Origin of the sequence: Leptolyngbya sp. NIES-2104 (genome assembly GCF_001485215.1) — a bacterium.
In the GTDB taxonomy this organism is placed as follows: Bacteria; Cyanobacteriota; Cyanobacteriia; order Leptolyngbyales; family Leptolyngbyaceae; genus Leptolyngbya.
The window spans coordinates 4,527,960-4,553,834 of record NZ_BBWW01000001.1 but is presented as its reverse complement, the minus strand read 5'-3'; the positions used below and the strand labels follow the sequence as shown (position 1 = coordinate 4,553,834).

General features: G+C 47.6%; 25 protein-coding genes and 1 tRNA gene. 18 read left to right on the top strand and 8 right to left on the bottom strand.

What is annotated here, in order from left to right; all coding sequences use genetic code 11:
- Nucleotides 1-48 precede the first annotated feature (48 nt).
- Together NIES2104_RS21810 and NIES2104_RS21805 are read left to right on the top strand one after the other, a co-directional pair.
- Nucleotides 49-312 (top strand): AbrB/MazE/SpoVT family DNA-binding domain-containing protein, encoded by a 264-nt coding sequence (locus tag NIES2104_RS21810; RefSeq protein WP_059000325.1) that lies wholly within the window; start codon nucleotides 49-51, stop codon nucleotides 310-312.
- Nucleotides 300-629: a type II toxin-antitoxin system PemK/MazF family toxin gene (locus NIES2104_RS21805; RefSeq protein ID WP_059000324.1), complete on the top strand. Its 330-nt coding sequence runs from the start codon at nucleotides 300-302 to the stop codon at nucleotides 627-629. The genes NIES2104_RS21810 and NIES2104_RS21805 overlap by 13 nt, the downstream gene beginning before the upstream one ends.
- 1 nt (nucleotide 630) lies before the next feature.
- Here the strand turns inward: NIES2104_RS21805 and tgt are convergent, their stop codons facing one another.
- Nucleotides 631-1,737, bottom strand: a complete 1,107-nt coding sequence (gene tgt / locus NIES2104_RS21800) for a tRNA guanosine(34) transglycosylase Tgt (protein ID WP_263971009.1) — start codon at nucleotides 1,735-1,737, stop codon at nucleotides 631-633.
- Between the two features lie 225 nt (nucleotides 1,738-1,962).
- On the opposite strand from tgt, the gene NIES2104_RS21795 reads away from it, so the two are divergent.
- Together NIES2104_RS21795 and NIES2104_RS21790 are read left to right on the top strand one after the other, a co-directional pair.
- Nucleotides 1,963-2,769, top strand: a complete 807-nt coding sequence (locus NIES2104_RS21795) for a metal ABC transporter ATP-binding protein (protein ID WP_059000322.1) — start codon at nucleotides 1,963-1,965, stop codon at nucleotides 2,767-2,769.
- Between the two features lie 2 nt (nucleotides 2,770-2,771).
- A complete protein-coding gene (locus tag NIES2104_RS21790; RefSeq protein WP_059000321.1) occupies nucleotides 2,772-3,677 on the top strand; it encodes a metal ABC transporter permease in 906 nt (301 codons plus the stop codon).
- Here the strand turns inward: NIES2104_RS21790 and NIES2104_RS21785 are convergent.
- Both NIES2104_RS21785 and NIES2104_RS21780 read right to left on the bottom strand, forming a co-directional pair.
- Entirely contained in the window at nucleotides 3,655-3,954 is a 300-nt protein-coding gene (locus tag NIES2104_RS21785) for a hypothetical protein (RefSeq protein WP_339375183.1), read from the bottom strand. The genes NIES2104_RS21790 and NIES2104_RS21785 overlap by 23 nt on opposite strands.
- 135 nt (nucleotides 3,955-4,089) lie before the next feature.
- Nucleotides 4,090-4,161 (bottom strand) — tRNA-Val (locus tag NIES2104_RS21780).
- Nucleotides 4,162-4,316: 155 nt separating this feature from the next.
- Between NIES2104_RS21780 and NIES2104_RS21775 the strand changes: the two genes are divergently transcribed.
- The 10 genes from NIES2104_RS21775 to NIES2104_RS21730 all read left to right on the top strand — a co-directional run bounded on the left by NIES2104_RS21775 (nucleotide 4,317) and on the right by NIES2104_RS21730 (nucleotide 17,321).
- Entirely contained in the window at nucleotides 4,317-5,342 is a 1,026-nt protein-coding gene (locus tag NIES2104_RS21775) for a ParM/StbA family protein (protein WP_059000319.1), read from the top strand.
- The gene (locus NIES2104_RS21770) at nucleotides 5,324-5,575 is read left to right on the top strand and encodes a hypothetical protein (protein ID WP_059000318.1); all 252 of its coding nucleotides are present in this window, start codon (nucleotides 5,324-5,326) and stop codon (nucleotides 5,573-5,575) included. Before NIES2104_RS21775 ends, NIES2104_RS21770 begins: the two co-directional genes overlap by 19 nt.
- A complete protein-coding gene (locus NIES2104_RS21765; protein WP_339375182.1) occupies nucleotides 5,572-6,966 on the top strand; it encodes a TldD/PmbA family protein in 1,395 nt (464 codons plus the stop codon). The genes NIES2104_RS21770 and NIES2104_RS21765 overlap by 4 nt, the downstream gene beginning before the upstream one ends.
- 149 nt (nucleotides 6,967-7,115) lie before the next feature.
- Nucleotides 7,116-8,438: an adenylosuccinate lyase gene (gene purB, locus NIES2104_RS21760; RefSeq protein ID WP_339375181.1), complete on the top strand. Its 1,323-nt coding sequence runs from the start codon at nucleotides 7,116-7,118 to the stop codon at nucleotides 8,436-8,438.
- A 533-nt stretch (nucleotides 8,439-8,971) separates the two neighbouring features.
- The gene (locus NIES2104_RS21755) at nucleotides 8,972-9,928 is read left to right on the top strand and encodes a response regulator (RefSeq protein ID WP_059000317.1); all 957 of its coding nucleotides are present in this window, start codon (nucleotides 8,972-8,974) and stop codon (nucleotides 9,926-9,928) included.
- 24 nt (nucleotides 9,929-9,952) lie between these two features.
- Entirely contained in the window at nucleotides 9,953-10,321 is a 369-nt protein-coding gene (locus tag NIES2104_RS21750) for a response regulator transcription factor (protein ID WP_082690058.1), read from the top strand.
- Nucleotides 10,322-10,323: 2 nt separating this feature from the next.
- Nucleotides 10,324-10,827, top strand: a complete 504-nt coding sequence (locus tag NIES2104_RS21745) for a chemotaxis protein CheW (protein ID WP_059000315.1) — start codon at nucleotides 10,324-10,326, stop codon at nucleotides 10,825-10,827.
- Nucleotides 10,828-10,860: 33 nt separating this feature from the next.
- On the top strand, nucleotides 10,861-13,617 hold the full coding sequence (locus NIES2104_RS21740; protein WP_059000314.1) for a methyl-accepting chemotaxis protein: 2,757 nt from the start codon (nucleotides 10,861-10,863) through the stop codon (nucleotides 13,615-13,617).
- Nucleotides 13,618-13,854: 237 nt separating this feature from the next.
- Nucleotides 13,855-16,551: a hybrid sensor histidine kinase/response regulator gene (locus tag NIES2104_RS21735; protein WP_059000313.1), complete on the top strand. Its 2,697-nt coding sequence runs from the start codon at nucleotides 13,855-13,857 to the stop codon at nucleotides 16,549-16,551.
- A gap of 38 nt (nucleotides 16,552-16,589) precedes the next feature.
- Nucleotides 16,590-17,321, top strand: coding sequence for a TIGR04283 family arsenosugar biosynthesis glycosyltransferase (locus NIES2104_RS21730; protein ID WP_059000312.1), 732 nt, complete (start codon nucleotides 16,590-16,592; stop codon nucleotides 17,319-17,321).
- 1 nt (nucleotide 17,322) lies between these two features.
- Here NIES2104_RS21730 and NIES2104_RS21725 read toward each other — a convergent pair whose 3' ends face one another.
- The 3 genes from NIES2104_RS21725 to NIES2104_RS21715 all read right to left on the bottom strand — a co-directional run bounded on the left by NIES2104_RS21725 (nucleotide 17,323) and on the right by NIES2104_RS21715 (nucleotide 20,642).
- On the bottom strand, nucleotides 17,323-18,870 hold the full coding sequence (locus NIES2104_RS21725; RefSeq protein WP_059000311.1) for a mercuric reductase: 1,548 nt from the start codon (nucleotides 18,868-18,870) through the stop codon (nucleotides 17,323-17,325).
- A 4-nt stretch (nucleotides 18,871-18,874) separates the two neighbouring features.
- Nucleotides 18,875-19,963, bottom strand: a complete 1,089-nt coding sequence (gene arsS / locus NIES2104_RS21720; RefSeq protein ID WP_059000310.1) for an arsenosugar biosynthesis radical SAM (seleno)protein ArsS — start codon at nucleotides 19,961-19,963, stop codon at nucleotides 18,875-18,877.
- Between the two features lie 61 nt (nucleotides 19,964-20,024).
- The gene (locus tag NIES2104_RS21715) at nucleotides 20,025-20,642 is read right to left on the bottom strand and encodes a TIGR04282 family arsenosugar biosynthesis glycosyltransferase (RefSeq protein ID WP_202815102.1); all 618 of its coding nucleotides are present in this window, start codon (nucleotides 20,640-20,642) and stop codon (nucleotides 20,025-20,027) included.
- A gap of 16 nt (nucleotides 20,643-20,658) precedes the next feature.
- Between NIES2104_RS21715 and NIES2104_RS21710 the strand changes: the two genes are divergently transcribed.
- The gene (locus NIES2104_RS21710) at nucleotides 20,659-21,306 is read left to right on the top strand and encodes a class I SAM-dependent methyltransferase (RefSeq protein WP_059000308.1); all 648 of its coding nucleotides are present in this window, start codon (nucleotides 20,659-20,661) and stop codon (nucleotides 21,304-21,306) included.
- Between the two features lie 207 nt (nucleotides 21,307-21,513).
- Entirely contained in the window at nucleotides 21,514-22,671 is a 1,158-nt protein-coding gene (locus NIES2104_RS21705; protein ID WP_059000307.1) for an acyltransferase family protein, read from the top strand.
- A gap of 6 nt (nucleotides 22,672-22,677) precedes the next feature.
- Here NIES2104_RS21705 and NIES2104_RS21700 read toward each other — a convergent pair whose 3' ends face one another.
- Complete coding sequence (locus NIES2104_RS21700) at nucleotides 22,678-23,328, bottom strand: Uma2 family endonuclease (protein ID WP_059000306.1); 651 nt, start codon at nucleotides 23,326-23,328, stop codon at nucleotides 22,678-22,680.
- Nucleotides 23,329-23,349: 21 nt separating this feature from the next.
- Here NIES2104_RS21700 and NIES2104_RS21695 point away from each other — a divergent pair, with 21 nt between their 5' ends.
- Nucleotides 23,350-24,039 carry a TIGR02117 family protein gene (locus tag NIES2104_RS21695; RefSeq protein WP_059000305.1) on the top strand — a complete coding sequence of 230 codons (690 nt, stop codon included), beginning with the start codon at nucleotides 23,350-23,352 and terminating at the stop codon, nucleotides 24,037-24,039.
- A 66-nt stretch (nucleotides 24,040-24,105) separates the two neighbouring features.
- Nucleotides 24,106-25,461, top strand: a complete 1,356-nt coding sequence (gene accC / locus NIES2104_RS21690; RefSeq protein WP_059000304.1) for an acetyl-CoA carboxylase biotin carboxylase subunit — start codon at nucleotides 24,106-24,108, stop codon at nucleotides 25,459-25,461.
- Nucleotides 25,462-25,519: 58 nt separating this feature from the next.
- Here accC and NIES2104_RS21685 read toward each other — a convergent pair whose 3' ends face one another.
- Nucleotides 25,520-25,804 carry a YggT family protein gene (locus tag NIES2104_RS21685; RefSeq protein ID WP_059000303.1) on the bottom strand — a complete coding sequence of 95 codons (285 nt, stop codon included), beginning with the start codon at nucleotides 25,802-25,804 and terminating at the stop codon, nucleotides 25,520-25,522.
- Nucleotides 25,805-25,875 lie beyond the last annotated feature (71 nt).

The window sequence follows — 25,875 nt, the reverse complement described above, 5'->3', positions numbered from 1 at the left end:
AAATTTTGCCGATGTAATTACAATGTGATTGCATCTTGTAGAAGCAATATGAGTAGGACAATTAAGACGCAGATTGTAAGAGTCGGAAATTCTCAAGGTATCCGCATTCCGAAAAAGCTTCTAGAACAGAGCGGCATTCAAACTGAAGTAGAAATCGAAGTGCAAGGAAATAGCTTGATCATCCGTCCTGCAACTCATCCACGAGCAGGATGGGAAGATGCAATCCGGGCGGTCATTGCGGAACACGGTGACGAGGGATTGCTAGATGATGCAACTCCAACGCAATGGGACGAAACCGAATGGCAGTGGTAGCTCGTCGATTTGATGTCTTTCTAGTCCAGCTAGATCCAACGATTGGAGCCGAAATTCAGAAAACTCGCCCTTGTGTGATTCTTTCTCCTGATGAGATGAATCGATCGCTAAAAACAGTGTTAGTTGCGCCCTTAACTTCGGTCAAGCGAAATTTTCCCTTTCGAGTAGATTGTCAGTTTCAAGGAAAAGAAGGGCAGATTGTATTAGATCAAATTCGGGCAGTAGACAAAATTCGACTCGTTCAATTTCTCGCTCAGGTGAGTTCAGAAGAACAAAAAGCCATTCTCGATAAGTTAACTGAAATTTTTGCAGAGTAACTTATGCAGGTTCAATCCACTTTGCAAATTCAGTGTGAAACGTGCCGTTAAAAATCGCGGCTCGAATTTGTTGGGTGAATCGAATCAACTCAGTGATGTTATGAATTGAGATTAGTGTATAAGCCAGCAATTCTTGCGATCGCAGTAAATGACTCACATAAGCCCGACTAAAATTCTGACAGGTATAGCAAGGGCAACTTTCATCGATCGGCGCGAAATCTTCTCTAAATCTCGCATTTTTCAAATTCCAGCGTTCTCCCTGCACGAGTGCCGCTCCATGCCTTGCTAATCGAGTGGGAATCACACAATCAAATAAATCCATTCCTGCGGCGATCGCTCTTGCCATTTCCCGATAGGTTCCCACTCCCATCAAGTAGCGCGGTTTATGTTCCGGTAATAAAGGTGTAGTCGCTTGAACCACGCGATCGATAACTTCAGGAGCTTCTCCCACGCTGACACCCCCGATCGCATATCCGGGCAAATCTAAGTCAGTCAACTGTCGAACCGCTTCGGCTCTGAGATCCAAAAATTCTCCACCTTGAACAATTCCAAACAGAGCTTGATCCGATCGTTGATGCGCCTCGATACAGCGTTTCAGCCATTCATAAGTTCGATTTGTAGCTTTCTCGGTGGCATCGCGTCCCACTCCCGGTGGTGGACACTCATCGAACGCCATAATTACATCTGCACCCAGCGCATTTTGAATCTCGATCGACTTTTCTGGCGTGATTTTGATCATTTGCCCATCACGAGGCGATCGAAACGTCACACCTTCATCGGTAATCGATCGCATTTCGCTCAAGCTAAACACCTGAAACCCACCAGAATCAGTCAGCATCGGTTTCGACCAATTCATAAACCGATGAACACCTCCAGCCTTTTCTACAATGTCCTCCCCTGGCTGCAAGTGCAAATGATACGTATTCGACAACACCATCTGTGCCCCCGTCTCTTCGAGTTGGGCAGGTGTCATCGTTTTCACATTCGCTAGGGTTCCCACAGGCATAAATCGAGGAGTTTCAACGATTCCATGCGGTGTGTGGAAGACTCCAGCGCGGGCGTGAGTGTGTTTGCAGCGAGCTTGGCACTGAAAAGAAAACTGATTCAAAGCTGAGATTCCGAAATAAACGCAGTTTCCATCATAGATGTGTCGAGAGGCGAATGCGATCGTCTTCCTGAAAGCTGATTGCGCTTGATCCTACCTTGCCTAAACTCAGAGTCAGGATTCACAAATCAAATTATTTTTCCGAGCTTTCATATTCCTTTCATTTTTTGCGGTAACTTAGTATTTACGGCTTTCATTTTTCTTTCATTTTTGACTGGAGATCTCGTTATGCAGTCGGCTTCCTTTTTTGACAACACCAGCCCAAATCCACGATTCACGGTGCACACACAAGCACAACAAGCCGCATCGAATTTGGTAGTCGATAACTTGAGCGTGAAATATCGCTCGATCGAAGCTTTGAGCAATGTCAGCTTTTCGGTGAAACCGGGTCGCTTAGTTGGCATCTTTGGACCGAATGGAGCCGGGAAAAGTACGCTGATCAAGGCGATGTTGGGATTGATCCCGTCGATTAGCGGCAAGGTGCTCTATCAAGGAAAACCGTTAGTCGATCAATTGGAACAAGTCGCGTATGTGCCGCAGCGATCACAAATTGACTGGAGCTATCCGGTGACGGTTTGGGATGTGGTGATGATGGGACGCACCAAGAAAACGGGCTGGTTTCAGCGGTATTCTTCGATTAGTCGGCGGTTGGCAACTCAGGCACTAGAGCGCGTCGGAATGATCGAATTTCGCGATCGAGCTATCTCAGATCTTTCAGGCGGTCAACAGCAACGAGTCTTTCTCGCTCGCGCACTGGCACAACAAGCAGAAGTGTTTTGCTTTGATGAACCGTTTGTCGGAATTGATCAGAAAACACAGTCGATTATGTTTGATGTGTTCAAAGAATTAACTCGTGAAAATAAATTGATTCTGGTCGTAAATCACGATCTTGGCGAATCGATCACGCACTTCGATGATTTGATTTTGCTGAACAAATCGCTGGTTGCCAGTGGAACCCGTCAGCAAGTCATGACCCAAGAAAATCTCGAACAGGCTTACGGTGGTAGAGTCGTCTTTTTCTCGGAAGCTGCTTAACCATGAATGCCCTGATTGAGCCTTTACAATACGGATTCATGCAGCGATCGCTAATCATTGCGATTCTTGTCGGATTGATTTGCGCGATCGTAGGAAGCTATCTGATCGTTCAGCGGTTAGCCCTTCTAGGGGATGCGATTAGTCATTCTGTCCTACCGGGACTCGCGATCGCGTTTCTATTCGGATTTAATATCTTTGTTGGTGCATTTATCGCAGGCGTTTTAAGTACTGTAATCATTGCCTGGATACGAGCGCGATCGCCGATTAAAGAAGATGCTGCGATGGGCATTGTGTTTAGTGCATTTTTTGCATTGGGAATCACATTAATCACGGTGATTCAAAAAGATAACAAGATTGATTTAAACCATTTTCTCTTTGGCAATATTTTAGGCGTTACCGTTAGCGATGTTCGAGATACAGCGATCATTGCTACGGTGATTTTAGCGGTCGTCTTTCTTTTTTACAAAGAACTACTTTTCTACACCTTTGATTCACTCGGCGCACAAGCCACAGGACTACCGACGAATTTATTGAATTTAGGCTTAATGGTACTGATCGCACTCACGATCGTCGCCAGTATGAAAGCCGTTGGAGTCATTTTAGTTTTATCGCTGCTGATCACTCCAGGTGCAACCGCTTATCTACTTGTCAAACGATTGCACCATGTCATGATTCTGGGAGCCGCGATCGGGATTCTTTCCAGTATCAGCGGCATGTATCTCAGCTATTTTTACAATCTGCCATCAGGAGCCGCGATCGTCATGGTCGCATCGGGTTTGTTTTTCCTTGCGTTTCTCCTCAGCCCGCGACACGGCATTCTCACCCAACCCAGAGCCAAAACCGCTCCGTCATTGCCATTACTGCGTGAAATTCGAGACTTGATGCCTAGAAATCGTCAAAAGGGTTGAACGAATCGAAGCGACTACGGCGGGGTTCATCTTCACGATTGCCGAGTTCGCTGGGGGGGCGCTCATTACTCCAAGCCCACCACACTTGCCCGCATTGACAGTGATAGAACTCCTGCCATTTTTTGCGGTAGTCCTCGGTAAAAACAGGCGATCGACGATTGATCCAAACGCGATCTGCTTCTTTTGAAGACTTGTGACAGGTTGGACAAGAGAAAGAGTAGGAATGGACTGCCGTTTGTGTCCATGCAGGCGGAACAGGTTCAAAAGCGTCCATCATGTGTTGGGTCGTGTTAACGCTGAACTCATTATGACTTGGAATTGGAGTTTCGAGATCACTAGACTTTTCACATCGTTACTACAAATCGAACCCCGCACACGCGGAAGCTCTATCAAAACTTATGCTCAATTTCTATGGGCGATACTGGATTTGAACCAGTGACCCCATCCGTGTGAAGGATGTGCGCTACCCCTGTGCCAATCGCCCTAGCTTTTATCACCATATCACAGGTTGACCCAGCTAGAGCGAAATCAAGTTTTGCAAATTTGTTTGTCCCCAGGTTGACACCGAGCCAGAAACCCAATATAGTACGTAGGTACTAAAAACATTCGTATTGCCCCTATCTTGTTGAGGACAACGCCATGAACGGATTAGGCACTCGCAGTAGACCTCGGAAAGAAACCACCGGAATCGTCACACACCGCACGATCGCACTGGATGCTGGAAACTATGACCTCAAGTTTTGGAACGGTGCAGGACATCCCAGAGCCATTCGATCGGTCAGATTCCAACTGCCTCAAGGACGTGACCCGGTGCGTTATTCCGACCAGTCGCCGCTGATCGAGCTGCCGGATGGAACTCGCTATCATTTTGGCACACAAGCGTACAAATATCGCCGCCAACAGCAAACCGTCGTCGAGAACAAAGTGGATTTGTCAAGGCTGCATCTCTATGCCTGTCTGGAACCAGAGCGCGATGAAGAACTCAGTCAATTTCCGCTGCATGTTTACGCTTCGACTCCTGATCCAAGTCGTAACGCAGATGCAATCAAATCTCAACTGCTTGGAATGCACGAGTTTAAACGGAATGGAATTTCATTTAGAATCACAGTTGAGCATGTTGAAGTAGAGCGCGAAGGAATCGGATCTTATCGCTATGCTGAACAGCTAGGACTCATTCCCGATAGTGGATATACGATCGTGGTTGATATCGGTGGCGGAACGTGGTTGACTCGCCTAATTGATGCTGAGGGCGATGTGATTGATGAGAATGTCATGGATCGCGGTGGATCGTACGAGTTGGCGACAGCAATTAGTTTCGATCGACGGTTGATCGATGGCTTGGGAACGACGGTTGATCCCGCGATCGTCATGGATGGCTTTAAATCCGGTCATTGTTATGCAGACACCGGATTATCCTGGTCGCTGTGGCTCGAAGAGTACCTCGATCCTTGGTTTAAGGGGATTTTTCAAACGATTAAAGCTCAGTACACTCCATATATGCCGCGTGTGACTCGATTTCTGGTCACTGGAGGCAGTTCACATCTGATCGCTGAACGGTTAGCCGGGCGGAAATTGTTTGCGGTGATGCCTGATCCGCAGTTCGCGAATGTGCGTGGATTGTTTCCGATCGCTGAGGGGTGGCAGCTATGTATGACAACAAAGTGAGACTCAGCAAAGATGTAATCGAAAAGGCAGAACTGATTGCAGCGGAATGGGGGTTGAAAAATGCCAGAGCCGCGATCGAAGCTGTGTTTCGTAAGTATGCCGATGATTATCTGTATGGACGATTGCAGGGAAGTTCTGTAACGATTCAGCGATCGCAACCTGTGATTGATCGAGATAGTCAGTCGGTTCCGTGTGAAGCGATCGACGAATTGGATGATTTGCTGGGTCTTTGAAATTCAAAGTCGATCGCGAACAGGAAATCAATTTAGCGTACAGTGATCAAGAGTTGGGTATCGTCCAGTTTCCCGAACTCTTGCTGTCTGTCTCCCAAGTTTCTATGCCCCTACCCGAACAATTGCTTGATCTGGCTTTACGCGATGGAGCCGAGTCTGCTGAAGTGTTTCAATCGCAATCGCTTTCTCGTCCGGTCTTTTTTGAAGCGAATCGTTTGAAACAACTGGAAAGCACTGAGGCGGAAGGAACGGCTTTACGGTTGTGGAAACAAGGTCGTCCAGGATTAGCGGTAGCTTATGGAGATGTTGAACCTCAAGCATTAGTCGATCGAGCGATCGCGATTAGTCAACTCAATGAACCCGAAGACATAGAGCTTTCACCTGCCTCACAACTGTCTTATCCAGATGTGGGTAAGACAGTTGCGGTTGAGCAGTTGGTTGAATGGGGCAAAATCGCGATCGAACTGGTGCGCGATCGTTATCCGGAGGTGCTTTGTTCGTGTGGTTGGGATTGTGAAGCGGAAACGACGCGATTAATTAATTCCAATGGTCTTGATTGCGGCTATACGGATACGACATTGAGCGGGTTTCTCGAAGTCGAATGGGTTCGGGGCGATGACTTTCTCAATGTGGCGGATGGACAGACGGAACGCGATCGACTTGATCCAATCGCGATCGCACAACAGGTTTTACAACGACTGGATTGGGCGAAAGAAAATACTGCGCCCCCAGTCGGAAAAGTGCCGATTCTGTTTACCTCGAAAGCGATGGACATGCTGTGGGGAACGGTGCAATCGGCACTCAATGGCAAGCAAGTGATCGAAGGGGCATCCCCTTGGAGCGATCGATTAGGAAAGCTTGTGACTTCTGAAGCGATCACCCTTTCACAGCAGCCGAATGTAGGACCGTTTAGCTGTCCGTTTGACGATGAAGGGACACCGACTCGGATGATTACGTTTATCGATCGAGGTGAACTGCAACTGTTTTACGCCGATCGTACAACCGGGAAATCCTTGGGCAGTGGGACGACTGGGAACGGATTTCGATCGGGTTTAGGAAGCTATCCAACACCAGGACTGTTCAATATTTTAGTGAAACCAGGAACGAAGTCTTTAGAGGAATTAATCTCGTCGATCGACAACGGTTTAATCGTGGATCAAATGCTTGGAGGGGGCGCGGGGATTTCTGGCGAGTTTTCGATCAATGTCGATTTGGGATATCGAGTTGAGAATGGTCAAATCGTGGGCAGAGTTAAAGACACGATGGTTGCAGGTAGCGTTTATACCGCGTTGAAGAATTTGGTGGAGTTGGGAGGCGATGGTGAGTGGAATGGATCGTGCTTTACGCCTTCCGCGATCGTTGAGGGGCTTTCTTGTACCGGACGAGCTTAGGCAAGGTTTGAACACAGTATGATAGTTCCTTCGCTGCGTTGTACTCCCGCCCCGAATTTCATTCCGGGGCGAGTGCTGCAATCAACGATCGATTTCCAAACATCCTCTTAAAGATCGATCGATAAAGCGTCAGCACGAGGCGCTACAATGTGACGGTTGAATTTGAGCAACCTACCTTGATTGAGCGTTACACCCTGCCTGAGATGGGCGATTTGTGGACGGATCACTACAAATTTAAAACCTGGCTCGATGTTGAAATTGCAGTGTGTGAAGCACAAGCCGAGCTAGGTTATATTCCGGCTGAAGCGGTCGAAGAAATTAAATCGAAAGCCAAATTTGAGGTCAGTCGGATTCTGGAAATCGAAGCACAAGTTCGTCATGATGTGATTGCATTTCTAACGAATGTCAATGAACATGTGGGTGATGCGGGACGCTACATTCACTTAGGGATGACCAGCTCCGATGTGTTAGATACCGCGCTTGCACTCCAAATGGTCGCCAGCTTAGACGTGATCATGACGCAGGTGGAAGCGTTGATCCAGGCGATTCGATATCAGGCGCAACAACATCGCAATACAGTAATGATTGGTCGATCGCATGGCATTCATGCGGAGCCGATTACATTCGGATTTAAGCTTGCAGGCTGGTTAGCAGAAATGCTGCGACATCGCGATCGACTTTGTGCGTTGAGAAAATCGATCGCGGTCGGTCAAATTTCTGGAGCCGTGGGAACTTATGCGAATATTGATCCACGCATCGAAGCATTGACCTGTCAGCATTTGGGATTGGAACCGGATACAGCATCGACTCAGGTGATTTCTCGCGATCGACATGCGGATTTTATGAATGGGTTGGCGCTGTTGGGAGCCTCGATCGAGCGATTCGCTGTTGAGATCCGCAATTTGCAAAAAACCGATGTTTTAGAAGTCGAGGAGTTCTTTTCAAAAGGACAGAAAGGATCGTCAGCAATGCCCCACAAGCGAAATCCGATTCGATCGGAGCGGCTGACCGGAATGGCACGTTTACTGAGAGGATATGCAGTTGCAGCTTTAGAAAACGTCGCACTTTGGCATGAGCGGGATATTTCTCATAGTTCTGTAGAACGAGTTGCACTGCCTGATGCCTGCATTCTCACTCACTTTATGTTGGTTGAAACAACAGATTTAGTGAGAAATCTGCTGGTTTATCCCGAAAACATGGCGCGGAACATGAACGTTTACGGCGGAGTCGTGTTCAGTCAGCGAGTGATGCTGGCATTAGTGCAGAAAGGATTGAGCCGTGAAGATGCTTATGCGATCGTGCAATCTTGTGCCCATCAAGCTTGGAACAAAGATGATGGCAACTTCCGCAAGCTTTTGAGCGACGATCCGCGTGTGACTGAAACAATGTCGCCTGCTGAACTCGATGAATGTTTTGATCCACAAGTTCACCTCAAGAACTTAGATCAGGTTTATCAGCGGCTGGGCATTTAGTTATTTGGGCGAAGTCAATAACAACAATCGAGGGTGCGTTACTTGCCAAAACGCACCCTTTATTTTTTAAATTTGCGTGCTTCATGAAGTTCTAGTAATCCAGTACCGTGAATCTACGGATGGTATTCTCCGCGTAATTGCCGAGAGAAAAACTTAAAATTCTAGTATCAAATTTAATCTCTTCAGTCCTGATTTCGCTGATAAAGCTTTGAAATTCCGATGATATCTGAGTCGCAGAAGTTACACTCTCAAAAAATCTAAATTTTTCACCTCTCGGTATTATCTTCAAGATTCTCTTAAGAAGCTTGTCTTTCTCCGTAAATACCAGTAAGCTACAAATAACTCAGACCGTGTGAATCAGCATCTATCGATTGTCCTACCGTTCAGAATCAGTGCGATCAATAGCGGCTGTCCGCATCTCAGGGAGTTTAACGGGCTGCACTACCTCACTGCCCAGTTATCAATTGAAAAACTTGTGCACGTCCCAAGTTTTGGCGGATCTGGGCGAAACCGATCCACCCTTACGGAGCGCTATGGTGAAATCCTATCCGAGCCTGCATCCGCATCGTTTACTGCTTCGATTAGTGCATCAACGATTAACGGGATGCCTTCAAGTTGAAACGAACCTTGCAGATTGGTCAATCTACTTCAGCGAAGGAGAACTCACCTTTGCGACCAGTTCGCTGTCTCCTTTTGAGCGACTCGATCGACATCTCGGCAGATTGAGCCAGCGAGTTCCAAATCTGGGTGGCGCGATGCGATCGCAGATTCGATCATTGTTCGATCGTAAACCGCCGCAGAGCCGGATTAGCCCCGATTACCAAGCGATTCTGCGATTAGTCGAGCAGCAGTATCTCACGATCGATCAAGCACAACAGTTGATCAAAGAAGTGGCTCAGGAAGTTCTGAATGGATTTCTGATGCTCTATGAAGGACAGTCGGAAGTGATTGAACGCGCTAAGTTCGATCCTTATCCAGAACTGTGCCGGATGGAGCTTTTACCACTACTAGCAAGGAACCATCAGCCTGCACGATCGAGCACTCGTCAAATGCAGTTTGGCAGCCAGACCGCCGTGATCGAGCGACCTGTTGAAACGTTGATTGCAGTAGAGCCACGATCGTACAAAATTGTTTGCATTGATGATAGCCCCTCGATTTTGCAAGCAATTCAAACTCATTTAGATGAGCAATTTAATGTGGTGATGATTGCTGATCCACTGAAAGCGTTAATGCAAGTGATGAGACACAACCCCGATGTGATTTTGCTCGATGTTGGAATGCCGAATCTCGATGGGTATGAGCTTTGTGCAATGTTGCGACGGCATCCGAGATTTCGAGCAACTCCCGTGATCATGGTCACGGGTCACACCGGATTTATCGATCGAGCAAGAGCCAAACTGGTTGGCGCATCTGGCTATTTGACCAAGCCATTTACGCGCACAGAACTGCTCGACACGATCGCGAAATACATTCCCATTCATGCGATTTGAACGCTCTGAACTAGGTTGAACTCAATGTTAATCAATACTGTTTTGATTGTCGAAGATACTGCTTCAGAAAGAGAACTGCTTAGCCATTATCTACAGGAAGGCGGCTATGTGGTGATTGAAGCAGTGAGTGCAAAAGAAGCACTCGATAAAGTCGCGGAACATAAGCCCGATGTGGTTGTGACTGATGTGGTGATGCCCGGAATGAGCGGATTTGCACTTTGTCGCGCTCTTAAACGGCATCCCATTACAGAAGATGTTCCGATCATTATTTGTACCTCGAAGAACCAAGACATCGATCGACTATGGGGCATGAAACAGGGCGCAGATTTGTATATGACAAAACCGTTTACTCGTGACCAATTGATTCGAGCGGTTCAATCTGTGGGAGGTTAAACATGAAAAGTTCCGCGATCGCTGTGCGATCCTCGATTCCTAGAAGTTTGGGTCAGGTGTATCTCAAATTCGATCTCGGCGCAAAAATTCCGGTCGTGGTGCCGATGAACTATGTGCGAGAAGCCATTTCTCGATCGCTGCAACATCTCACTCCGATGCCAGAGATGCCGCCGTATGTACTGGGATTGATGCACCGACAGGCACAAGTGATGTGGTCGATCGATCTTGCACAGTTGCTAGAGGTCGGTAGCATCAATGCGCATTTAGCCGAACAGGATTTCATCATTCTGCGAGTCGGTTCGACTGCTTTCGCGATCGCAGTGCATCAGATTCATGGCTCGACTTGGCTTTCATCCGAAGAGATTCAGCCGTCTCTGAGTCATGCTACTGGACGATTTTCACACTATCTCAGCGGCTGTGTGCTGAAAAAACAAGAAGTAATGTTTGTGCTTGATGCAGAAGCGATCGTGCAGTCTCCAAGCTTTCAGCACAATGAATTGTTCTAATTGTTCACGTTCCCCCAAGATACTCGCTGACTCATGATTGACCAACTCTCTCCCAACTCCAAGCGGTTTATCACACCGCCTGCCTATCGTGCTAGTGATCCCGTTCGTTCTGCTCCTAAACCTGTTCAAAACTGGCTCGATCGCATGACTTTACGCCAAAAAACAGCCATTTTTGCGATAGTTCTCAGTACAGTTCCGATCGCTGTCATGGGACTTACCAGCTACTTTTTCGCCAATCAAGCGATCACACAGCAAGTCACAGGCGCACAACAGTTAGCAGCAACCCGCTTGAGTGATTTGATCAGTCGCTATATGGCGCAGCGATACGCAGATATTCAAGCCTTGGCAAACTTTCCGATGCTGACTGAAGCAACGATTCGGAATCCAGGAGTTTTAGCAGAGCGAAATGAAGCACTCGATCGCATTACTCAATCGTATGCTCAATACAGTAATATTGCAGTATTCGACTTGGAAGGGAATGCAATTCTGCAATCGGGCGATCGACCCGATCCGAACCAATCGAGTCAGGAATATTTCAAAGAAGCAATCCGAGCGAATCGAGCTGCATTCAGTCAATCGAGCGTCACCGCAGACAGCAAAAGTTCTCAGATTTATCTCACGGCTCCGGTTCGTGACACTCAAAACGGAAGAACGATCGCGGTGATTCGAGCGACATTGCCGCTGGAAAAGCTTTCTGAACAGCTTGTAACCTACACCTTGATTGGGCGTGAGTATAGCATCATTGATCCAGCAACCAATCGTGTAATTCTCAGTTCTCGACCAGAGCGATTGAATCAAGAAGCGCCAGTCTTGTTCCCTGAATTTCCTCAGATGAAGTCTACGGCACAAGTCAATACGCGATCGCTCAATGAAGGACGCGATCAGTTTATTTTCACTTACAGCCCTTGGACAAAGTTAGACAATCTGCCTGATCTCAACTGGCAATTAATGTTAGGCAACAATACCCAAAACGCTTTTCGAGCTAGAAGAACCTTGTTGCTTCTATTAGGAGCGAGTACCATCATTGCAGCCGCGTTAGTCGCTTGGTTAGCCACATTATTAGCAAATCGCTTGACTCGGCGAATTGTCTCTGTTGCAAAAGCGGTTCAACGAATCGGGCAAGGACAGCTTGATACCCGACTGCGAATCGTTGGAGATGATGAAATTACACTGTTGGGTAGCAACATCAACTACATGGCGGGACAGCTTCAGAAGCTAATTTCTGAGCAAACCCAAACCTCGCAAAACTTACAGCGATTGAACGAAGCAACATTCAACATTCGTAAAACGCTCGATGCGAACTTGATCATGCAGTCGGGTGTGAATGAAGTTCGGAAGCTGATTGATGTCGATCGAGCGATCGTCTATCTGTTCGATGAAACCTGGAAGGGTCGAATTGTGGCAGAGTCAGTTGGTTTAGAGTTTCAAGCCGCACTGGGAACCAACATTTATGATCCTTGCTTCTCAGAGCGCTATGTTGAGAAGTACCGCAATGGGCATGTGCAAACGATTTCAAACGTCGAAGATGCAGATCTTGATTCTTGCTACCGGGGACAACTTGAAGCCTTTCAGGTAAAGGCGAACATTGTTGCACCGATGGTCGTCGAAGGCAAGCTGATTGGGTTGCTGGTGGGTCATCATTGTACTGGTTCGCACTATTGGGAATCTTGGGAAATTAATTTATTTACTCAGATTGCAGTTCATCTCGGTAATGCGCTAGAGCAAGTGAAGCTCACCGAGCAACGTCAGCAAGTGACGAGCATTCAGGCTTTAGCGGAAGAGCGTCAACGCACTCAAGATGCCTTACAATCTCAACTGCTGCAACTATTACGTCACGTTGAACGGGCAGCAATGGGAGATTTGACCGTTCGAGCCGATGTGACTCCAGGCGAGATTGGAACGGTGGCTGATTTCTTTAACTCGATCGTGGAAAATCTCCAGCATTTAGTCGGTCAAGTCAAGCAAGCTTCCTTACAAGTCAATTCTTCACTGGGTCAGCATGAATACGCCGTACGGGATCTGGCTCAAGATGCTTTAAAGCAAGCTAAAGAAACTTCTGCCACACTCGATTCTGTGCAACACATGATGCAATCGATTGAGAAAGTTGCCGAAAGTGCTCAAAAAGCCGCAGAAGTCAGCCGTAGTGCTTCGATGACCGCTGAAAGTGGCGGGATGGCAATGGATCTAACCGTTCAGCAGATTTTAGGACTGCGACACACGATCGGAGATACTGCGAAGAAGGTCAAACGATTGGGAGAATCTTCGCAGCAGATTTCTAAAGCGGTGTCTTTGATTAATCAAATCACCGTACAGACGAATTTGCTTGCAATCAATGCGGGAATTGAAGCGGCGCGGGCGGGAGATGAGAGTCAAGGATTTGCCGCGATCGCTGAAGAGGTCGCAGCATTAGCGGCTCGTGCAGCAGATGCAACTCACGAAATTGAACAGTTAGTGGCAGACATTCAGCGCGAAACGAGCGATGTGGTTGAGGCGATGGAAGAAGGAACCACACAAGTCGTGGAAGGGACAAGGTTTGTCAAGAATGCGAAACAAAGCTTAGAGCAGATTGTTGCTGTGTCTCATCAAATTGATCAACTCGTGCAATCCATCTCGATCGCAACCGTGTCACAGGTGGAAACTTCGCACACGATTACAACCTTAATGCAGAACATTGCTGAGATTGCAGAACGAACTTCGGATTCGTCGATCGAGGTTTCAAACTCGCTGCGTCAAACCGTGGATATTGCTCAAGAACTTCAACAATCGGTTGGAACCTTCAAGGTGAATTAGGGTGAATTCGATAGATCTTTTCGCTTCGTTGTTTGCGGCTTCTGCCCCCTAAATCCCCCACGTGTGGGGGACTTGGAGCCTGGAAAAATGATTCGATTTGAGAAACGCTTCTACTTCAAAGTCCCCCAGAATGGGGGATTTAGGGGGCGAAACACCCAGAAACGGAGCGAAAAATTTCGTCGTGCGTTGAATTAGTCTAAACAGTCTCTTCTATCCTCTACTCTTTTCTCACAGTCTATGTCAAACGAAAAGGAACTAGAAATTCGTCGGCAATTTCTAGACGAAGCGCAAGAATACATCGCTAGCCTAGAAACTGCGATCGTAGAACTTTCTCAAGGACTCAACTCACCCACGATCAATGCGGCTCTACGAGTTGCACACTCGCTCAAAGGTGGAGCCGCAATGATGGGCTTTAAGCTCCTCAGCGAGTTAGCTCATCAATTAGAAGATGCGCTGAAAGTGCTAAAGATGCGTGAGTCGATCGCGATCGACTCCGAAACGAATCACCTCTTGCTGCTTTGTGTAAACTGTCTCTATCAAATCATCGGCTTTGAGCGCTACGGTGAACCGATTAATCCAACTTGGATCAGCAAAGAAGTTGAACCAACTTTTGCAGAACTACGATCGCGGCTCGGTGAACCGCAAGCAGAAACAGCAGCATCCGTATTGTCGATCGACAATCATCAAGATCTTGTCCCATTATTGTTTGAAACCGAGGTGGAAGAGAGCCTCCAGCGGCTTGAAGAATTACTCGCCACTTCCAATCAATCTGGATTAAAAGCAGAAGCGATCTTACTTGCTCAAGAACTAGGCGGACTGGGCGAAATGCTGCAACTGCAAGATTTCACTCAGCTTTGTGATTCGATCGAACAATCTTTACTGACTTCACCTCAGCATTTGATTGCTGATGTCACTCGTACTGCGCTAAAGACTTGGCGACGCACTCAAGCATTGATTCTCACAGGACAGCTTGACCAAGTTCCGACAGAGATTGATCCGATCGGAGTGACTCAAACCGTTTCCGCTCAGGTTGTACAAACAATCACGGCAACCGATGAAATTACAGAAGACTCAAACACAACCGTACGGGTTTCGGTGCGTCAACTCAATCGGATTCAAGATTTGTTTGGCGAATTGACCATCGATCGCAATGGTTTAGACCTCAATCTCAGACGAATTCGCGGTCTAACTCGCCAACTCGCTCAGCGGCTCCAAATCTTGCAGCAAGTGAACTATAAGCTAAGAACCATTTACGATCGAGTTGCAACGCCACAACCCGCGATGAGTGGTCGATCGATTACCAGTGTCCTCTCTTCATCGAGTGAATTCGATATTCTAGAGATGGATCGCTACACTGACCTACATTCGCTTTCACAGCAGGTGATTGAAACGATTGTGCAACTGCAAGAAGTCACTGATGATCTAGGTATTAGCCTCGACGACACGGATCAAAGTGCAAGAAACGTTAATAAGACCTCAAAACAACTGCAATCAGGCTTTACTCGATTGAGAATGCGCCCGTTTGCCGAACTGGTCGATCGCTTTCCGCGTGCTTTACAAGAATGGTGCAGTGACTACGGTAAATCGGTGCGATTGCACATTGAAGGCGAAGCGGTATTGCTCGATCGTAATATTCTAGAAACCCTTCAAGATCCATTACTTCATCTGCTTCGGAATGCGTTTGATCACGGCATTGAAGATTTCCAAACTCGCATGGAGCGAGGTAAACCTGCTGAAGGCTTGATCGAACTAAGAGCCATGCAGCAAGGAAATCGAACGGTGATTACCATTCAAGATGATGGAGCAGGAATCGCGATCGACAAAATCCGCGATCGGGCTGCCGAAATTGGACTTGATCCTGCATTGTTAGCTTCTGCGAGTGAAGCCGAACTGTTATCGCTGATCTTTGAACCCGGATTTAGTACCAGCGATCGAGTGTCTGATCTCTCAGGTCGCGGAGTCGGAATGGATGTGGTTCGCACCCATCTCCAGCAAATCCGGGGTGAAATTACAATCAACACTCAAGTTGGAGTTGGAACCACGTTTACCTTATCTGTTCCTGCGACTCTTTCAACGGTGCGAGTTGTGTTAGCGGAAAGCAATGGAGTGCTATTAGCAATTCCGAGTGAAGCGATCGCAGAAGTGATTCTATTCAAGCCAGAAAACGTGATTCCAACCGGAGTCGGAGAAGCGATCGACTATCAAGGTCAGCCCGTTTCACTGATTCGATTGCAACATAAACTGCACTTCAACTGCATCCGAACAAGACATAGCTATGAAACGCCGCCGATGTTGGAATCAGATAGCGTTATCCTCATCAGACAAGGCTTGCAACTGACTGCACTACAAGTCGATCGCTGTTGGACGGATCAAGAAGTGACCGCACGATCGATGAGTAGCTTTCTCCCACTCCCTACGGGCTACAACGGGTGTACAATTTTAGGAGATGGGCGAGTTGTTCCATTGGTGAACGTGCCAGAATTTCTGCATGAGGTTACTAGTCCGCCCAGAGTTCAGCCTTCTCTTCCTGCATTGCTCAGTGCAGCAACGAGCGTTTCACTACCGACGATTCCAAGTATTCTCGTCGTTGATGATTCGATCAATGTGCGACGTTTTCTCGCCTTGACGCTCTCGAAATCGGGCTATCAGGTGGAACAAGCCAAAGATGGTCAAGACGCGATCGAACAACTCGAAGCCGGACTTGCTGTACAAGCGATCGTTTGTGACATCGAAATGCCGCGACTCGATGGATTCGGATTGTTAACCAAGCTCAAAGCCAATCGCAAGTTAAATCATATTCCGGTGACCATGTTAACCTCTCGCAGCGGAGATAAACATCGACAACTAGCGACGCAGCTTGGAGCCGAAGCTTATTTCCCGAAGCCTTATAATGAACAGGCACTGCTTCAAACCTTAGAGCGATTGATTGCTTAACGCGCTTTTCGCTCAACTAGCCTGCTATTTTAGGGAAAATGCTGCAAGTCTCGATCGTCATTCCCACCTTAAACGAAGCCAATCACATCGAACGCACACTGCGGCAACTTGCACTCCTTGATCCGCCACCCGTCGAAGTGCTGATCGTCGATGGCGGCAGTCAAGATCAAACTGTCACTCTTGCACAAGCAGCAGGAATGCAGGTGCTAATTTGCGATCGACGTGGGCGCTCAGTTCAGATGAATCACGGGGCAAAATCAGCGATCGGGGATGTGGTTTGTTTTCTCCATGCCGATACGAGTGTGCCCGATGATTTAGTTGCGATTATCGATCGCGTTCTAGCTGATCCAAGCGTTGCGGGTGGCGGCTTTGTTTCCCTAATGGCTGGAAGCCAAACCACTCGCTGGGGAATTTCGCTGCATAACTACCTCAAAACTTACTATGCACCTTTGCTGTTTAGACCACATTTGTTCTTTCGAGGATTACGCCTCTTATTCGGGGATCAAGTCATGTTTTGTCGGCGGAGTGATTTTTGGGAGTGTGGTGGCTTCGACGAGACACTTCCGATCATGGAAGACTGTGATTTGTGCTTGCGCCTAGTGCAAAAAGGGCGACTTCGACAGGTCAATCGAGTGGTGCAATCTTCCGATCGTCGTGTGGCGCATTGGGGAGCCTGGAAAGCAACGGCAATCTACCTGTACATCGGTGTTTTATGGGGAGTTGGTGTCTCTGCGGACTACCTCAAGAAATTTTATGAGGATATTCGCTGAGTCACGAAAGTTTTGCTACAAGCTTTAACAGAAATTGCAGAGTGGGATTGAGAAAGGTTTTACGATAGTGCTCGTCTGCTGCTTGTTTAATTGCTCCTGCCTGAGTCGGGTAGGGATGAATCACCTGAGATAGTGCTTTTAGTCCCTGTTTTGTCACCATCGCGAGTGTAATTTCGCTGATCAAATCGCCTGCATGATTGGCAACGATCGTCGCTCCGAGGATCTGATCTGAGCCGCGTTTTAGCAGAATTTTCACAAAGCCGTCTGTTTCGCCATCGGTTAAGGCTCGATCGACATCCGAAAACGGAATATGAATCGTCTCTGTATTGATTCCTCTCGCTTGAGCCTCCGTTTCATAGAGTCCCACATGAGCAATTTCGGGATCAGTATAAGTCGCCCAAGGCATCACAAGCGTATTGAATTTGCTACGCCCGATTCCAAATGGAGCAAACAAAGCATTCCGAATCACAATCCGAGCCGCAGCATCAGCCGCATGAGTGAATTTCCACTTGAGACAAATATCGCCCGCCGCATAGATACGAGAGTTCGTCGTTTGAAGATAATCATCAACGATTACGCCAGAAGCATTGTACTCAACTCCCACTGCTTCTAAATTCAGCCCTTCCACGTTCGGCGATCGTCCTGCACCGATTAAAATCTCATCGACTACTACGGTTTGAATTACGCCTTGCTGCTCGTAGTAAATCACCTTACCTGCATCTGTCTGCTCGATTCGTTTCACTGCGCTACTGAGAACCAGGTTAATTCCTTCTTGTGAAAAGCGCTCTTGAACGATTTGTGCGGCATCGGCATCTTCTCGATCGAGCAAATGAGCATTTTTATGAATCAGCGTCACTTCACTCCCCAACCGCCCAAAGGCTTGAGCAAATTCACACCCGATCGGACCCCCGCCGATCACCGCTAAACGATTGGGTCGATCGACAAGTGAAAACACCGTTTCATGCGTGAGAAATCCAGCTTCTACCAGCCCAGGAATGTCCGGATAAGCAGCCCGCGCCCCGGTCGTAATCGCTGCTTTCTTAAAACGCAAACGACGATCATTTACCTCAACGGTTCGCTGATCGAGAAACGCTGCCCGACCCAGAAACACATCAATGCCCAATTGACTGAATTCTTTGGCTGAATCATGCGGGCTAATCTCGGCACGAACTCGCCGCATTCGCTGCATCACTGCGGCAAAATCAACCTCTACCGATTCCGGTGGACGAATGCCAAACCTTGCAGCATCTCGGATAGTCGCCGCGACTCGTGAGGATTGAATCACCGTCTTAGAAGGCACACAGCCGAGCGTCAGACAATCGCCCCCCATCAGGCTTTTCTCGATTAAGGCAATTTTTAATCCTAGGTTTAATCCAGCCGCTCCAGCCGCTACGACCAAACCAGCCGTACCTGCCCCGATGACAACGAGGTCATAGAGCGGAGCAGGTTCAGGATTGACCCAATCGGGAGGATGCACCTGAGCGAGTAATGCCTGATTGTATTCGTCGAAAGGTTGAACCGCAGGTTCATCGAAAATTGAGCGAGTCATAGAATTACACGATCGCGCCACTACAAGAACTTCCAGCACCAGCCGTACAGCCAAAACAATGATGACCCGTTACAATCTCACGCTGAGCCAGTTGCGCCAGATTAAAATCACGGATGTGGGGTCGCTGACCGTCTGACGGTTGCGCCTCTAAGTCCAACATCTGATTAAAATCACAGTCAAAAATGCGACCATCCCAAGAGATTGACAGTGTGTTACGGCACATCAAGCCTGAAATCGTCCCCGGATTAAAGGCATTCACAAGCCGTTCCATATACGCCTGTAAGCTATTCGATGTTTCTAACCATTCGAGAAACCGAGCGATCGGCATATTGTTTAGGGCAATTAAGCGATCGAAGGTAATGCCATAGTTTTTCTCTAGCCCTGATTTCCATTCTTTTTCGATGCAGGGATTCATTTTGGCAAGGCAAGTTTCCAAGGGATTCGTCACCAGTACTAATTGGCGTTGTGGATCGCCCTTTCCATAGCCAACCGCATTTAATCGCTGCAACGCTTCGATCGACTTCTCAAACGTCCCATCGCCACGCTGAGTATCGGTGCCTTGCTGCTGATAATGCGGTAGTGAACACACAATTTCAACACCGCGATCGCCCAACCATTCCGGCAAATCCTGCATTCGGGGCAACAATAGCACCGTCAAATTACAGCGATCGATCACATGCTTACCGCGTGCAACACATTGATCCACGAGATAGCGAAAATTCGGGTTCAGTTCAGGCGCACCACCCGTGAGATCGACGGTATGCGCTTCGGTTTGATCCAATGCTTGCAAACAGGCATCGATCGTCGATCGATCCATATTCTCAGTGGTGCGTGTGGGACCTGCATCGACGTGACAATGGCTACACGTCATATTGCAAAGCTTGCCAAGATTGATTTGAAAAATCTCTAGCTTGCTCGGTTGAAAACGTTGCCATTGATGAGCCACTAAAGTTTGAGCGAAATCACCTTGCTGCGGAGTTTGTGACCAATCGATCGCCGCTAAAGTTGCCTGCTGTTGTTGTGGGTTGGCTAAGCGCGATCGTCCATACAATGTTGCGGTGTGATTCCGTTGACGGTTCTGCTCGATATTCATCTTCAAGTCCTTTACCGTTTCTGCTCTAGCTTATCGTTTCTAGTTAGCCATGAACCTCAATTTAATAGGATGTTTTAACTTGATGCCAAACCGATAAATCTTCGGGTCGATCGATATCAGTCAGCATCGGTAAACAAGCGATCGATAAATTCACCTGGGTCGCGATTTCTACTGTTTGCTCAAAGACGCGATCGGTACTCCACGCGATCGAGCGAAATAAACCAGACTCAAATCTTCGCAGTCCAATCAGATAATAACCACCATCCGTTGCAGGACCTAACACAAGATCAGTTTGCTGTAAGTTCTCAAACGCCTGTGTAAGCAATCGAGTTTCTAACTCTGGACAATCAGTACCAATGATCACCGTTGCTTTGACACCTCGATCGAATCCAACTTGGAACGCTTGCGACATACGATCGCCTAAATCGCCTTCGGGCTGAGGTTGATAGTATAAATCTGCTCCTAACCAGGTTTGCATCTGATCGCGATCGCCGCCCGCAAACCAGACTTCAACACTCACCGGATAGCTTTGCTGTAACAATCGAACTTGTGTCAGCGTCCGCTCAGTCATCTGACGGTGTAACTCTGCGGCGGCTACATCGCCCAAAGCCGGAATCAGTCGCGTCTTTGCCTTGCCCGGTTCTGGATAACGAGTAAAAATAACAAGGCGATCGTTCACGAATTTAACTGGGTTTATGGAAACGAATGTGCGTCAACAATATAACCGAATGGCGAGGATCTACGATCGCGTTTGGAGTCGTTATATTTCTAAATCCTTGTCGTTTCTCAAAGACTGGGCGCAGCTTGACTCAACTCGTACGGTGCTAGATGTTGCTTGTGGAACTGGAACCTTTGAGCGCTTAGTACTTCTGGAGCATCCGACTCAACAGATCACAGGTATTGATTTGTCTGAGAAAATGCTGGAAATTGCCGAAGAGAAGTGCCGTGATTATCCGAATGTTTCGTTTCACATTGCTTCGGTTACGGCATTACCTTTTAGCGATCGTACTTTTGATACGGTCATCTCTGCCAGTGCTTTTCACTACTTTGAGAATCCGTCTGCTGCGCTGCTCGAAATGAAACGAGTTCTTAAACCAGACGGTGAATTGATTATTCTTGATTGGTGTAAAGATGATTGGCTTTGCCGCATCTACGATTTTGTTCTGAAGCGGTTCGATTCTGCTCATGAACACTGTTACACCCAGGCTGAATTTCACCATCTTCTGAATGAAACAGGCTTTCAAATTCAACGTGCGACTCGATTTCGGATCGGTCTAGCTTGGGAATTAATGATTGCAACCGCCACGAAAATGTCGATCGAGCAAACTCAGGTTCCTGATTAAACTGAGGAAGGTTATGCCAAATCAGTTTGTTAATGCTACAAATCCTTCGCCCCCTAAATCCCCCATTCTGGGGGACTTTGAAACCTAAAACAGTTCCTTGTCTCTGAGAAACTTTTACCATCAAAGTCCCCCACTCGTGGGGGATTTAGGGGGCTTGAAGATCTGTAATGCTCAAGGAGCGATTTGGTATTAGAGCGTTGTAATTCTATGCAAGCAACCGAAGATAATCAATTCACTCAGTCGCGTCGTTATGACTTTGATTGGCTGAGAGTGCTGGCAGTTGTATTACTGATCTATTTTCATGCGGCTGCCGTGTTCTATCGAGGGGACTTAGGCGAGTTTTACATTCAAAATGCTCGATCGAGTCCGGTGATGAATGGTTTTGTGCTATTTGTGCATCAGTGGCACATGCCGCTATTTTTCCTGATCTCTGGTGCAGGGACTTGGTTCGCACTGTCTTATCGCTCTGCGAAGCAGTATGTTCAAGAACGCTGTCAGCGACTCCTCATTCCATTTGTGTTTGGAACGCTGGTGCTGATTCCGCCTCAAGTGTATTTGCGACTGCTCGATCAGTCCACCTACAAACAGTCGTACTGGCGATTCTATCCAGAGTTCTTCAATGGAATTCGTCCCTATGGCAACTTTGAATGGGGACATCTTTGGTTTCTGGTCTATCTGTTGACGTTTTCATTGATTGCACTACCGCTATTGCTGCATTTGCGAAGACCCGATGCACTACTACGATCGACATTCGCCAATTGGATTGAAAAACCCGGTGTTATTCTGCTGATGGCATTGCCTTTAGCTGCGATCGAAGGTAGTTTACGACCGCATTGGATCGGGTTTCAAAACCTATATGACGACTGGGCAAATGTCTGTTTGTATTTGCTGTACTTTATCTATGGCTATTTGATTTGCTCAGATGCTCGATTCGGTGATGCGATCGACAAACATTTAGGAATCGCGTCAGGATTAGCAATTCTCTGCATGGCATTGTTTCTCGGTCTATGGCAAAGTGATCTCATTCCCGATCGCGCCTACTCGGTGAACTATGTCCTGTATCAATGCTTTCGAGGCTGCAATAGCTGGTTCTGGGTATTGATGGTGCTAGGATTGGGACGAAAATTTTTGAACGTTAACAGTAAGCTGCTCTCTTATGCAAACGAGGCAGCTTATCCGGTGTATTTGCTACATCAAACCGTTTTAGTGACGATCGCATTTTACGTCGTGCGCTGGAATGCAGATGTGATGACAAAGTTCTTGATCATCAGCACAGCTTCGATCATTGCCACGATCGCGCTGTATGAGGTATTCATTCGACGCTTCAACGGGGCGCGATTTTTGTTTGGTCTAAAGCTGAGATAGCAAACTTTAAAGTTGCTCTTTGCTCCATTCTCGTAGCACGATCAAGGCTTGAGCAAGCCCGATCGTATCACTCTGCTCTAAAAATTCTAGGACTCGCGTTCCTGGCAAGGCGGGAAATAATCTACTATTGGCAGTCGCAATGTACCTATCACCCTCAAGCTGATAAATCTGCAAACTGCCTTTTAGCACATCATCGCCAACGGTGGTCGTATAGCGCCAAATTTCAGGAACACCCATCGATACGTAAATTGATTCTCGATCGAGTGCTCCTTTTCCGATCGCCACTTCGATCGCCAATTCCGGCGGCTCTGCTCGATTCATATCGAGTTCCGCCCGTTTCTGAAGTCGTACCTCTTGCAGCGAATACATCGCGTCGGGTTGAATTGCACGTCCCAGATCGGGAAGTGTCAGCAACACAGAACCGAGTGAATAAATTTTTAGATACAGTTCATCTGCTAACACCAAAATGAGAGACTCGATCAATCGCAAACAGCGATCGTGTTCTTCGAGCGGTGTCATCATTTCGAGCTTGCCACGGTCATAAGTTAAACGCGCTGTCCGAGTCTGCCCTAGTTCGCCCAGCAATTCCTCGAACGATTGCCAACTCACCCCCGATAGCGTCACTCTTTTTTCAGTGGGAGTGGGTTTTCTGCCCATAATGTTTACCCTTAAAAGTCTATGAAGTATCGTACTGCGTTTGTCCGTCTCGGTAAGGGGGTCTTGTGTGGAGTTTTGTTACTAGCAAGTGGATTGACGATCGGCTTTTTCACACCGCGCCGCTGGACTCAAACTGCATCTTGTGACAATCAGCCGTATCGCCTTTATGTTCAAGGAGACGCGATGCACGTCAATCTAGTGATGCCAGTAGATAACGGTGTTTACGATTGGCGACAGTTCTTAAATCTTCAACGAATTGGGAGTGATACGAATGAGAACTATCGTTACCTCAAAATGGGCTGGGGCGATCGTATTTGGTATACCGAAGTTTCCGATTGGTCACAGATGAATGTCTTGGACATCGGTCGAGTTTTATTGAAACCCGGAAACGCTTCGGTGATGTATGTTCAGGGCTACAGTGCAAAGCCAGAAAATATTCGATGTGTGGGAGTCGATCGAGAACAGTATCTGCGCTTTGTCAATTTTCTTCAGAACTCTTTCGCACGAGATTCTCAAGGCAAATTAATTTACGTGAAAGCGGGAGCCGCAACCACTGACGGTTTTTTCGCTGCGACTGGCTATTATTCTGCATTGCGAACTTGTAATACTTGGTCAGCCGAGGCGCTTGATACAGCCGGAATCAATACGCCGCTGTGGAGTGCGATCGCGCCTGCGGTGATGCGTCAGCTCCCGACTTGTAACTGCCCATGAGCAAAAATCTACGCACTGTACCCCTATTCGCTCTATTCTTACATTTACGGATCTAGGCTACTGAACATGCGTTTTTCAAAAATTCTGATTGCAAATCGGGGGGAAATTGCCCTAAGAATCATTCGCACCTGTGAAGAACTCGGAATTTCGACCGTCGCGGTGCACTCGACGATCGATCGTAATTCGCTTCACGTTCAGTTAGCCGATGAAGCCGTTTGCATCGGAGAACCTGCCAGCAGCAAAAGCTATCTCAACATTCCCAATATTATCGCTGCTGCCCTGACTCGGAATGCCACTGCGATTCATCCGGGCTATGGTTTCCTAGCCGAGAACGCTCGATTCGCGGAAATCTGCGCCGATCACCAGATTTCATTTATTGGACCGACTCCTGACGCGATTCGATCGATGGGCGATAAATCGACCGCGAAGAAAACAATGCAGCAGGTCGGAGTACCCACGGTTCCGGGCAGTAAGGGATTAGTTCACAGTGAAGAAGAAGCGCGGGAGATCGCAAGAGCGATCGGATATCCAGTCATTATTAAAGCAACCGCTGGCGGAGGCGGTCGAGGAATGCGGCTGGTTCCGTCGGATGATGAACTGAATAAGTTATTCCATGCCGCTCAGGGAGAAGCAGAAGCGGCGTTTGGTAATCCGGGTGTTTATGTGGAGAAATTCGTCCAAAATCCGCGACATATTGAGTTTCAGATTCTTGCAGACAGTTACGGCAATGTAGTGCATTTGGGTGAGCGAGAATGTTCGATTCAGCGACGACACCAGAAATTACTAGAAGAAGCACCGAGTTCGGCAATTACACCGGAACTGCGATCGCGCATGGGGAATGCTGCCGTGACTGCCGCAAAATCGATCAGCTACATCGGCGCGGGAACGGTGGAATTTTTGCTCGATCGATCGGGTGACTTCTATTTTATGGAGATGAATACCCGAATTCAGGTCGAACATCCAGTCACAGAAATGATCACAGGCATCGATTTGATTGCCGAACAAATTCGGATCGCTCAAGGGGAGCCGCTGCGATTTACCCAAGACGAAATTGAACTACGCGGACATGCGATCGAATGTCGGATTAATGCCGAAGATCCCGATCACAATTTCCGCCCCAGTCCCGGACGGATTAGCGGTTATCTGCCTCCGAGCGGTCCCGGTGTGCGGATGGATTCTCACGTTTACACCGATTACGAGATTCCGCCGTACTACGATTCACTGATTGGTAAATTAATTGTCTGGGGCAGCGATCGACCTTCTGCAATTTTGCGAATGAAACGCGCTCTAAGAGAATGTGCGGTGACGGGATTACCAACTACAATCAATTTTCATCAACGGATTCTCGAAACCCCGGAATTTCAGAAAGGCGATATCTATACAAACTTTGTCGATAAAGTGATGATGTCGGGCAAAGATTAGCGTTAAGAAAAATCCGCCCAAATGTTGACTCAGGGCGGCATTCGTTTAAATTTTCCACTTAGAACATCATCGTGAAAATGCCTTGCTGACCGAGCAACAATTCGCGCAGCAAGCTGAAAATTCCCACCCACAAAATCGGGGTGATATCCACGCCGCCCAACGGTTGAATCACCTTCCGAGTCGGCGCTAAAAATGGTTCAGTAGGAATCTTAATCAAGTTAAACGGAAATTTCTCCAGATCGACTTGTGGATACCAAGTCAGCACAATTCGGAAGATAAACAGAAACGTCATCGCACCGAGCAGAATACTGAGAGACAGAAGCGCGATCGAGGTCACATCCATACACTTTTACCGCCAAATTCTTAAGCTTTGTAACTCTAATTTCATTCTACCGAGAAGCGCACCCTAGAAAA